The 9,109-nt window shown below is 75.5% G+C and carries 10 protein-coding genes; 9 read left to right on the forward strand and 1 reads right to left on the reverse strand.

Annotated elements, in window-relative coordinates; all coding sequences use genetic code 11:
- Positions 1–162 precede the first annotated feature (162 nt).
- From QL983_RS08495 to crtX, 9 genes are all read left to right on the forward strand, one after another.
- Positions 163–711, forward strand: coding sequence for a hypothetical protein (locus tag QL983_RS08495; RefSeq protein WP_020626537.1), 549 nt, complete (start codon positions 163–165; stop codon positions 709–711).
- Positions 712–872: 161 nt separating this feature from the next.
- Positions 873–1,949, forward strand: coding sequence for a polyprenyl synthetase family protein (locus tag QL983_RS08500; RefSeq protein WP_010079993.1), 1,077 nt, complete (start codon positions 873–875; stop codon positions 1,947–1,949).
- 1 nt (position 1,950) lies between these two features.
- Positions 1,951–2,847, forward strand: coding sequence for a squalene/phytoene synthase family protein (locus tag QL983_RS08505; RefSeq protein WP_010079994.1), 897 nt, complete (start codon positions 1,951–1,953; stop codon positions 2,845–2,847).
- A complete protein-coding gene (gene crtI, locus QL983_RS08510) occupies positions 2,844–4,544 on the forward strand; it encodes a phytoene desaturase family protein (RefSeq protein WP_290152299.1) in 1,701 nt (566 codons plus the stop codon). The genes QL983_RS08505 and crtI overlap by 4 nt, the downstream gene beginning before the upstream one ends.
- Entirely contained in the window at positions 4,541–5,425 is an 885-nt protein-coding gene (locus QL983_RS08515) for a prenyltransferase (protein WP_036314900.1), read from the forward strand. Before crtI ends, QL983_RS08515 begins: the two co-directional genes overlap by 4 nt.
- Positions 5,395–5,784 (forward strand): C50 carotenoid gamma-cyclase subunit alpha CrtYg, encoded by a 390-nt coding sequence (crtYg, locus tag QL983_RS08520; RefSeq protein ID WP_070708835.1) that lies wholly within the window; start codon positions 5,395–5,397, stop codon positions 5,782–5,784. The genes QL983_RS08515 and crtYg overlap by 31 nt, the downstream gene beginning before the upstream one ends.
- Positions 5,781–6,137 carry a C50 carotenoid gamma-cyclase subunit beta CrtYh gene (gene crtYh / locus QL983_RS08525; protein WP_073117244.1) on the forward strand — a complete coding sequence of 119 codons (357 nt, stop codon included), beginning with the start codon at positions 5,781–5,783 and terminating at the stop codon, positions 6,135–6,137. The genes crtYg and crtYh overlap by 4 nt, the downstream gene beginning before the upstream one ends.
- Position 6,138: 1 nt before the next feature.
- Positions 6,139–6,690: a hypothetical protein gene (locus QL983_RS08530; RefSeq protein ID WP_178329119.1), complete on the forward strand. Its 552-nt coding sequence runs from the start codon at positions 6,139–6,141 to the stop codon at positions 6,688–6,690.
- Entirely contained in the window at positions 6,687–7,478 is a 792-nt protein-coding gene (gene crtX / locus QL983_RS08535) for a C50 carotenoid glucosyltransferase CrtX (RefSeq protein ID WP_290152305.1), read from the forward strand. Before QL983_RS08530 ends, crtX begins: the two co-directional genes overlap by 4 nt.
- Here crtX and QL983_RS08540 read toward each other — a convergent pair.
- On the reverse strand, positions 7,463–9,109 hold a 1,647-nt coding region (locus QL983_RS08540), incomplete at its 5' end, for an SDR family oxidoreductase (protein ID WP_290152307.1). The genes crtX and QL983_RS08540 overlap by 16 nt on opposite strands.

Here is a 9,109-nt window from a genome sequence, read left to right on the forward strand (position 1 = left end):
TGGCCGGGGTCTGCATGCCTCTCAGTGTGGCAGGCGAGCCGGGCCGCCCATCAGATGTGGGCCATGTCACCCCGGCCCGATCCTGATGGCCGGGCGTGGCTAGAGTGCTGAGGTCGGCGCCACACCCCGGCGCGTCCCACGTCACTCGAGGAGAGCACCCCCATGGCCTTCGCCGCCCTGTCCCGTTCCGCCCGTCTTGCCGGCCTGTCCGCTGCCGCGCTGCTGGCCCTCACCGCGTGCGGCGGTCAGGACTCGTCCGACGCCGACGCGTCCGCCTCGACGACGGCGCCCGCCTCCGCGTCCGCGCAGGGTGCGGAGTCGTCGTCCGCCTCGGCGTCGTCGCTGTCCGCGGCCCCGGCCGACTACGAGGCCGGCACGTGCTTCACCGCCCCGCTCGGCGCCCGTGACCTGTCCTCCTTCGAGACCACCGACTGCGAGGGCGCCCACACCGCGGAGTACCTGTGGGCCGTGCCGGCCGTGGCCGAGGGCGAGGAGGCCGACCCGGCCGCCGCCCAGACCTGCACCGCCCAGGCCCAGCGCCTGAGCGAGGAGAAGGAGGACCAGCTGAACGGGGCCGTCCTGACCTCCTCCGAGCTGGGCAACTACGGCACCGACGAGAAGCACTGCGTCGTGTACGGGGTCTCCGGTGAGTGGGAGGGTCAGATCGTGGACCCGGAGATCACCCTGGAGACGGCGTCCGCCGACGCCTGATCCCGACGGCGGCCCCGTGCGTCGTGAGATCGCGCCGCCCGGGACCGCCGCGCATGGACGCGGGACCGGCGAGGCCCGTAGTGTCTTCTGCGTCCAGAAGTTAGACGGTCGAACAGATGCGGCGGTCGGTGCCGCGTCGTGTCCGCCACCGAGGAGGCGCCATGGGTGAAGCGAGGACGGGCGGCGAGGCCGCGCTCTCCGGGGTGACCGCCGAGCTGGACGCCGCGCTCCGACATGCCGCGGCCCAGGCACCCGGATCCGCCGCCTTCGCCGAGCTGCTCGACTCGCTCCACGTCCATGTGGGCGCCGGCAAGCTCATCCGCCCCCGTCTCGTCGAGCTCGGCTGGCGCCTGGCGACCGCCGACCCGGTCCCTCCGTCCGGCCGCGCTGCCGTCGACCGACTCGGGGCCGCCTTCGAACTGCTGCACACCGCGCTGCTCGTCCACGACGACGTCATCGATCGGGACGTGCTGCGGCGCGGCCAGCCCGCCGTGCACGCCTCCGCCCGGCACCGCCTCGAGGCCCGCGGGGTGCCCGCCGCGGACGCCGCCCACGCCGGGGTCGCCGTCGCCCTCATCGCGGGGGACGTCCTGCTCACCCAGGCGTTCCGGCTCGCCGCCACCTGTGCCGCCGACACCGCCCGGGCCGCCGAGGCCGCCGCCGTCGTCTTCGACGCCGCCGCCGTGACCGCGGCCGGCGAGCTCGAAGACGTGCTCCTGGGGCTGTCCCGCCACACCGGTGAGGAGCCCGATCCCGACCGCATCCTCGCCATGCAACGGCTCAAGACGGCGCACTACACGGTCGGCGCGCCCCTGCGCGCCGGCGCCCTCCTGGCCGGGGCGGATCCCGACCTCGCCCGGGCGATGGGCGAGGCCGGCGCCGACCTCGGCGCCGCCTACCAGGTGATCGACGACGTCCTCGGCGTGTTCGGCGATCCCGGGGAGACCGGCAAGTCCGCCGACGGCGACCTGCGCGAGGGCAAGGCCACCGTGCTCACCGCCCACGGCCGCCGCATCCCCGCCGTCCGCGCCCTGCTCGACGCGGGCCCGGCCACCCCCGCGGACATCGAGGCCGCCCGCCGCGCCCTCGAGGCGGCCGGTGCCCGGGAGCACGCCCTCGACGTCGCCGCCGAGCTCACCGTCCGCGCCCGCGAGCGCATCGCGGCCCTGCCCCTGGACGAGACGGTCCGGGCGGAGTTCGCCGACGCCTGCCACGCCGTGCTGACCCGGAGGTCCTGAGATGGCCGCGCCCACCCCGAGCCCTGCCGCGCTGTACACGCGGACGGCCCACACCGCAGCGGCCCAGGTGATCCGCCGCTACTCCACGTCCTTCTCCTGGGCCTGCCGCACCCTGCCCCGGCAGGCACGCCAGGACGTGGCCACGATCTACGCCATGGTCCGCGTCGCCGACGAGGTGGTCGACGGCGTCGCGGTGGCCGCCGGGCTCGACGAGGCCGGGGTCCGCGCCGCCCTGGACGACTACGAGCGGGCGTGTGAGGCCGCGATGGCGTCGGGCTTCGCCACCGACCCGGTCCTGCACGCCTTCGCCGACGTGGCCCGTCGCCACGGCATCACCCCGGAGCTGACCCGTCCCTTCTTCGCCTCCATGCGCGCGGACCTGGGGATCCGCGAGCACGGCGCCGAGTCCCTGGACGCCTACATCCACGGCTCGGCCGAGGTGGTGGGGCTGATGTGCCTGCAGGTCTTCCTCTCCCTCCCCGGCACGCGGGCCCGGACCCCGGGCCAGCGGCAGGAGCTGCGCGCGCAGGCCTCCCGGCTGGGGGCGGCGTTCCAGAAGGTCAACTTCCTCAGGGACCTGGCCGCGGACCACCACGAGCTGGGCCGCACCTACCTGCCCGGTGCCGCACCGGGCGTGCTCACCGAGGCCCGCAAGGCCGAGCTCGTGGCCGAGGTCCGCGCCGACCTCGACGCCGCCCTGCCCGGCATCCGTGTCCTGGACCCCGGGGCCGGGCGCGCCGTGGCCCTGGCGCACGGACTGTTCGCGGCCCTGGTGGACCGGATCGAGGCGACCCCGGCGGCCGAGCTGGCCCACCGCCGTGTCCGGGTGCCGGACCATCAGAAGGCCCGGATCGCCGCCCGCGTCCTGGCACGGGGCCGCCGGGGAGGCCGCCGATGAGCGCCCGGGACACCGCTCTCGGCCCGCGCACCGTGGTGGTGGGCGGCGGTTTCGCCGGACTGGCCACGGCGGGCCTGTTGGCCCGCGACGGGCACCGGGTGACGCTGCTGGAGCGCGGCGCCGTCCTGGGCGGCCGTGCCGGACGCTGGTCTGAGGCGGGGTTCACCTTCGATACCGGGCCCTCCTGGTACCTGATGCCCGAGGTGATCGACCGCTGGTTCCGCCTCATGGGGACCTCCGCCGCCGAACGGCTGGACCTGCGCCGTCTGGACCCCGGCTACCGGGTGTACTTCGAGGGGCACCTCCACGAGCCCCCCGTGGACGTGCGCACCGGCCACGCGGAGACGCTGTTCGAGTCCCTCGAGCCCGGCGCCGGGCGCCGGCTGCGGGCCTACCTCGACTCCGCGTCCCGGATCTACGGGCTCGCCAAGGAGCACTTCCTCTACACGGACTTCCGCCGGCCGGCCGCCCTGGCCCACCCGGACGTCCTGCGCGCCCTGCCGGCCCTCGGGCCCCAGCTGCTGGGGGGCCTGCGCTCCCACGTGGCGGCCCGCTTCCAGGATCCCCGGCTGCGCCAGATCCTGGGCTACCCGGCGGTCTTCCTCGGCACGTCCCCCGACCGTGCCCCCGCCATGTACCACCTGATGTCCCATCTGGACCTCGCCGACGGCGTGCAGTACCCCCTCGGCGGGTTCGCGGCCCTCGTGGACGCCATGGCGGAGGTCGTGCGCGAGGCCGGCGTGGAGATCCGCACCGGGGTCGAGGCGACCGCCGTGGAGGTCGCGGACCGTCCCGCCCCCGCCGGCCGCCTCGGACGCCTGGCCGCCCGCCTGCCCAGGCCGGGAGCAGCCCGCGGGGACGAGGGCCGACGTCGCCGCCCGGGCCAGGTGACCGGCGTCGCCTGGCGGTCCGACGACGGCGCCGCGGGACGCCTCGACGCCGATGTGGTGGTGGCCGCCGCGGACCTGCACCACGTGCAGACCCGTCTGCTGCCTCCCGGCCGGCGCGTCGCGGAGTCCACGTGGGACCGGCGCGACCCCGGTCCCTCCGGCGTGCTCGTGTGCGTGGGGGTGCGCGGATCCCTGCCCCAGCTGGCCCACCACACCCTGCTGTTCACGGCGGACTGGGAGGACAACTTCGGGCGCATCGAGCGGGGAGAGGACCTCGCCGCGGACACGTCGATCTACGTCTCGCGCACCTCCGCCACGGACCCGGGCGTGGCCCCGGAGGGCGACGAGAACCTCTTCATCCTCGTCCCGGCCCCCGCCGAGCCGGGGTGGGGGCGTGGCGGCATCCGGGTCCGCGACGGCCAGAGCTGGCGGGTGGATCGCGCCGGGGACGCCCAGGTGGAGGCCGTGGCGGACCGGGCCCTCGATCAGCTGGCCCGCTGGGCCGGGATCCCGGACCTGGCCGAGCGCATCGTGGTGCGGCGCACCTACGGGCCCGGTGACTTCGCCGCGGACGTGCACGCCTGGCGGGGTTCGCTGCTGGGCCCCGGGCACACGCTGGCGCAGTCGGCCATGTTCCGTCCCTCGGTGCGGGACGCGGACGTGGCCGGCCTGATGTACGCGGGCTCCTCGGTGCGTCCGGGCATCGGGGTGCCCATGTGCCTGATCTCCGCCGAAGTGGTCCGCGACGAGCTGCGCCACGACGCGCGCAGGGCCCGGCCCGCGGGCCCCGGGAGGAGCGGCACATGATCCGCACCCTCTTCTGGGCGTCCCGGCCGGTCAGCTGGGTGAACACGGCGTACCCGTTCGCCGCCGCCGCGATCCTGACCGGGGGGCTGCCCGCGTGGCTGGTGGTCCTGGGCGTCGTGTTCTTCCTCGTGCCCTACAACCTGGCCATGTACGGCATCAATGACGTGTTCGACTTCGCCTCGGACCTGCGCAACCCCCGCAAGGGGGGCGTGGAGGGCTCCGTGCTGGGCGACCCCGCGGTGCGCCGCCGGGTGCTGGCGTGGTCGGTGCTGCTGCCCGTGCCGTTCGTGGCCGTGCTCGCGGGCTGGTCCGCCGTGCGGGGCGAGTGGGCCGCCGTGCTGGTGCTCGCGGTGAGCCTGTTCGCGGTGGTGGCGTACTCCTGGGCGGGGCTGCGGTTCAAGGAGCGGCCCTTCCTGGACGCCGCGACCTCCGCCACCCACTTCGTCTCCCCCGCGGTCTACGGCCTCGCGCTGGCCGGGGCGACCCCCACGCCCGCCCTGGCGGCGCTGCTGGGGGCGTTCTTCCTGTGGGGCATGGCCTCGCAGATGTTCGGGGCGGTGCAGGACGTGGTGCCGGACCGGGAGGGGGGCCTGGCCTCGGTGGCCACCGTGCTGGGCGCTCGGCGCACCGTCCTGCTCGCCGCCGGCCTGTACGCGGCGGCGGGCCTGCTGCTGCTGGCCACCGACCCGCCGGGTCCGCTCGCGGCGCTGCTGGCCGTGCCCTACGTGGTGAACACCCTGCGCTTTCGCCGCATCACGGACGCCACCTCGGGCGCGGCCCACCGCGGCTGGCAGCTGTTCCTTCCGCTGAACTACGTGACCGGCTTCCTCGTGACCCTGCTGCTGATCGGGTGGGCGCTGACCCGGGGGGCGGCGGCATGATCTACCTGCTGGCCCTGCTGGGTGTCATCGGCTGCATGCTGCTGGTGGACCGGCGCTTCGAGCTGTTCCTGTGGCATCGCCCGCTCCCGGCGCTGCTGGTGCTGGCCGCCGGGGTGGCCTACTTCTTCGCCTGGGACCTGTGGGGGATCGCCGAAGGCGTGTTCCTGCACCGGCAGTCGCCCTACATGACCGGGGTGATGCTCGCCCCCCAGCTGCCCCTGGAGGAGGGGTTCTTCCTGCTCTTCCTCAGCCAGATCACGATGGTGCTGTTCACCGGGGCGCTGCGCCTGCTGCGCGGCCGGGGACGCGACGCCCGTGCCGCGACGCCGGCCGATCCGACCGACGGGGGGAGCCGGTGACCTTCCTCGACCTCGTCCTCGTCTTCGTGGGCTTCGCCCTGGCCGTGCTCGTGGGCGCCGCCCTCGTCGGCCGCGTGCGGGGCGAGCACCTGCGGGCCGTGACGGCCACCCTGGTGGCCCTGTGGGCCCTCACGGCGGTCTTCGACAACGTGATGATCGCCGCGGGGCTCTTCGACTACGGCCATGAGCTGCTGGTGGGTGCCTACGTGGGCCAGGCGCCCGTGGAGGACTTCGCCTACCCGCTCGGCTCCGCCCTGCTGCTGCCGGCGCTCTGGCTGCTGCTGACGAGCCGTGGTCGTGCCGGTCGGCGCGGCCCTCGGCCGGGACGCCGCCCCCACCCGGACGATCGCTGACATGCTGCCGCTGATCCCCGCAGACCTGTTGCGCGCGCTCGGCCTGATCCTCGTCCCGGTCGCGGCGGTGCACGCCGGATGGCCGTCCGCGGCGGCGATGCTGCTCGTGTTCGGCTCCCAGTGGCTCACCCGCTGGCTCGCCCCGGGCGGCGCCCTGGACTGGGCCGCGCAGGCGGTCCTGCTGCTGGCCGGGTGGCTGAGCGTCATCGGCCTCTACCCACGGGTGCCGTGGCTGGACCTGCTCGTGCACGCCGCCGCCTCCGCCGTGGTCGCCTGTCTGACGGCACTGGTGGTGGGGGCATGGCTCCGGCGTCGGGGGACCGAGGCCGGGCAGGCCGTGGCGCTGCTCGGCCCGGGCCTGGCCGGGCTGGGGATCGCGGCCGCCGCCGTGGCCCTGGGCCTGGTGTGGGAGCTGGCCGAATGGTGGGGGTACACGGCGGTGACCCCCGAGATCGGTGTGGGCTACACGGACACCATCGGCGACCTCGCCGCCGATCTCGTCGGCGCCGGGATCGGCGCCGCCCTCGCCGTGCGCCGGGAGCGCACCCGGTGACCCCGGCCCGCCCCACGGTCTCCGTGGTCGTCCCGGTGCTCGACGACGCCGAGCACCTGCGCGTGTGCCTCGCCCTGCTGGCCGCCCAGAGCCGGCCGGCGCTGGAGATGGTGGTGGTGGACAACGGCTGCGTGGACGACTCGGCGGTGCTCGCCCGCGCCGCCGGCGCGCGGGTGGTGCACGAGCCGCGCCGCGGGGTCCCGGCCGCGGCGGCCGCCGGCCTGGACGCCGCGGTCGGGGAGCTGCTGGTGCGCTGCGACGCCGACACGCGGATGCCCGCGGACTGGCTCGAACGGATCGTGGCCCGGTTCGACGCCGACTCCGGGCTCGACGCCCTCACCGGGCCGGGGACCTTCCACGACCAGCCCGGCCTCCGGGGGCGGGTGCGGGCGGCGCTCTACACCGGCGCGTACCGCTGGGGGGCGGGCGCCGCGGTGGCGGCCACCCCCGTCTGGGGCTCCAACTGCGCCCTGCGCGCCGAGGCGTGGCAGGCTGTACGGACCCGCGTCCACCGCGAGCGCGGGGACGTGCACGATGACCTGGACCTGTCCTTCCAGCTGGCCTTGACCGGCCGCCGGATCCGGTTCGATCCGGACCTGCGGGTGGAGGTCGCCGGGCGCATCTTCCACTCCCTGCGCCAGCGGGTGCGGCAGGGCCGGATGGCGGTCACCACCCTGCAGGTCAACTGGGCCCGGCTGTCCCCCGGGCGGCGGTGGCTGCGCCGGGCGGCCCGGTCACGCCCCCGGCCCCACTGGGGGCGTGGCCCCGACGGTCAGTCCCGCGACTGAGCGCCGCCGGCGCCGCGGGCTCGCCTGTCCAACGGGTTGCGACGCAGGGGCAGCCGGTCCACCAGCGGCCGCAGCAGGCCGCGGGTGCGGGGACGCTCGCCGCCGTCGTGCCGGCGCCTGGCCTCGGCCAGGATGTTCGCGGCCATCTCCGGGAACACCACGGCGTGGAAGGGCAGGATGGCGGTCCAGTAGGCGCGTCCGAGCAGGCCGTCCGGCATGAAGACCGCCCGCTGGCGGTAGACGGAGCCGCCGCCCTCCCGCGGCTCGGTGCTCAGCTGCAGCCAGGCCCGCCCGCCGGCCTTCATCTCCGCCCGCAGCGTCAGCCGCCGCCCCGGCTCCACGTCCTCCACCCGCCACCAGTCCACGGCGTCGCCGCGTCGCAGGTGGTCCGGGTCCCGCCGGCCGCGGGTCAGGCCGGGCCCGCCGACCAGCTTGTCCATCAGCCCGCGGATCTTCCACAGCAGCGGGGTGGAATACCAACCGTTGGCGCCGCCCACCGACTCGATCACCGGCCACACCTCCTGCGCGGGCAGGTCGGACTCGCGCTCGCGCTCGTCCGTGTAGACCGTGGTGCCGGCCCACTCGGGATCCGAGGGCAGGGAGGCGGCCGGGTCCGCGGAGCTCTGGAGGTCCGCGTCGAAGGTGACGTCCAGGGGACCCTCCTTCTCCCGCTTCAGCGCCAGCCGCACGGCGTCCATGTAGGAGGTCAGCCCGCCCGGCGGGTCCGGGATGAGGTCGCGGACCGAGCGGTCCTCCACGACCGCCTCCTCGGCGAGGGATGCGGCCAGGGGCAGGGCCACCGCGACCGGGATGGGGGTCACCATGCCGATCCAGAAGCCCGCCAGGGTCTTCAAGGGCAACGGGGTGGGGATCACGATGCGTCGGGACAGGCCGGCGGCCTTGGCGTAGTCCACCAGCACGCTCGCGAACGACTGGGGGTGTCCGTTGCCGATCTGGGCCCTCAGCTGCACGGGCTCCGGGAGGGCGCAGGCCTGCAGGAGGTAGTACAGGACGTCGCGGATGGCCAGCGGCTCCACCCGGTTCCTCAGCCAGGACGGGCCGGGCATCACGGGCAGCCGCTCGGCGAGATGGCGGATCATCTCGAACGAGGTGGAGCCCGAGCCGATGATCACCCCGGCCTCGAACGTCAGCGCCGGGGTCGCCGCCCGCTCGAGACGCTCGGCCACGAGGGCGCGGGAGCGCATGTGGTCGGACAGCTCCGCGACGGGGACCGTGTCCGGGTGCAGGCCGGAGAGATAGACGAGCTGGGCCACGCCGGCCGTGTCCGCGGCGGTGCCCACGATGTCCGCGATCCGCTGCTCCTGGGCCACGAAGTCGCCGCCCCCGCCCATGGAGTGCACGAGGTAGAGCACGGTGTGCACGTCCTGCATGGCGGCTTCGACGAGGTCCGCCTCGGTGAGGTCGAGCTCCACCGCCTCGATGCTGTCCGACCACGGTCGGTCCGCGAGGTCGGAGGGGTTCCGGGCGCCGGCCCGGACGTCGAAGCCGGCGGCGAGCAGCTCGGGGATGAGGCGCCCGCCCACGTAGCCGGTGGCACCGGTGACGAGGACGCGACGGCCCCGGCCGTCCGGCAGGGACAGGCCGAGGGGGGAGGTGTGGGACGCCGGCGT

Origin of the sequence: Micrococcus sp. APC 4021 (genome assembly GCF_030407635.1) — a bacterium.
In the GTDB taxonomy this organism is placed as follows: domain Bacteria; phylum Actinomycetota; class Actinomycetes; order Actinomycetales; family Micrococcaceae; genus Micrococcus; species Micrococcus luteus.

Excerpts from the sequence above, each read along its gene's own strand:
- QL983_RS08495 (WP_020626537.1), top strand. The coding sequence starts at position 163 with ATGGCCTTCGCCGCCCTGTCCCGTTCCGCCCGTCTTGCCGGCCTGTCC.
- QL983_RS08500 (WP_010079993.1), top strand. The coding sequence starts at position 873 with ATGGGTGAAGCGAGGACGGGCGGCGAGGCCGCGCTCTCCGGGGTGACC.
- QL983_RS08505 (WP_010079994.1), top strand. The coding sequence starts at position 1,951 with ATGGCCGCGCCCACCCCGAGCCCTGCCGCGCTGTACACGCGGACGGCC.
- crtI (WP_290152299.1), top strand. The coding sequence starts at position 2,844 with ATGAGCGCCCGGGACACCGCTCTCGGCCCGCGCACCGTGGTGGTGGGC.
- QL983_RS08515 (WP_036314900.1), top strand. The coding sequence starts at position 4,541 with ATGATCCGCACCCTCTTCTGGGCGTCCCGGCCGGTCAGCTGGGTGAAC.
- QL983_RS08530 (WP_178329119.1), top strand. The coding sequence starts at position 6,139 with ATGCTGCCGCTGATCCCCGCAGACCTGTTGCGCGCGCTCGGCCTGATC.